The 699-nt window shown below is 34.2% G+C and carries 1 protein-coding gene; it reads left to right on the top strand.

Annotated features, from left to right (window positions below):
- The first annotated feature begins 107 nt into the window (after positions 1-107).
- Positions 108-656 carry a hypothetical protein gene (locus ACE01N_RS20605; RefSeq protein ID WP_380592987.1) on the top strand — a complete coding sequence of 183 codons (549 nt, stop codon included), beginning with the start codon at positions 108-110 and terminating at the stop codon, positions 654-656.
- Positions 657-699: the final 43 nt, after the last annotated feature.

Genomic DNA, 699 nt, shown 5'->3' with positions numbered 1-699 from the left:
CGCGGTCATAGTGCATGGCAGTACTTTTAAACAAAACATATCAACATTCGCGGGCTGTCTCTTTTGTCCTGACAGTATACGCGGGAACGTTGTGGCTAATTTGAAAAATGACAGAAACCTCTAAAATAAAGCTGAATTACTTTAACACGATTTGGAGAGAATACCAATGGTTCCTGATCTATGAATTTCAAATGACAGGAGCAGACTTTTTCCTACGGACAGATAAAGAAATTCTAAAAACGTTAATTGAAACTCGAGTATTAGGAAAAAGTCTTTATCATCCGGAGATGGATGAAAAGGAAAAAGAAGTAGCAGTTAAAAATTTTTCAAGACCATACGAGTTTGAAAAAATTGGAATCTCTGACTTCAAATTCTTGCAATTTAAAGCCGACTTTGAAAAATGGTTCATCAAATTCAAAACTATTGATTGGAAAGACGACAGAGAAGATGCTAAAATTCTCATTGAAAAAGCAGAAAAAGTGATTTGGTCTCGGACAAATCTTAAAAATGGAGTTTGGCAATTATCAAAAGAAAATTTTAAAGAAGACTCAGACAAACTCGATGAAATTCATTGGATCTACCTGCACTTCGAAACTTTTATTGAGATTGACCGAGAAAATAAAATTATCCGAACTTTTGATTTTGGATACGATTGAAAAAAAATAAAAAACTGGGTACAACACGCGGTCATAGTGCATG

The sequence above is a fragment of the Quyinboa ferrireducens genome (assembly GCF_042436675.1).
GTDB lineage: Bacteria > Bacteroidota > Bacteroidia > Bacteroidales > UBA5342 > JBHJHP01.
Note: the sequence above shows the minus strand (reverse complement) of the source record. Positions and strands in the feature narration are given on the sequence as shown.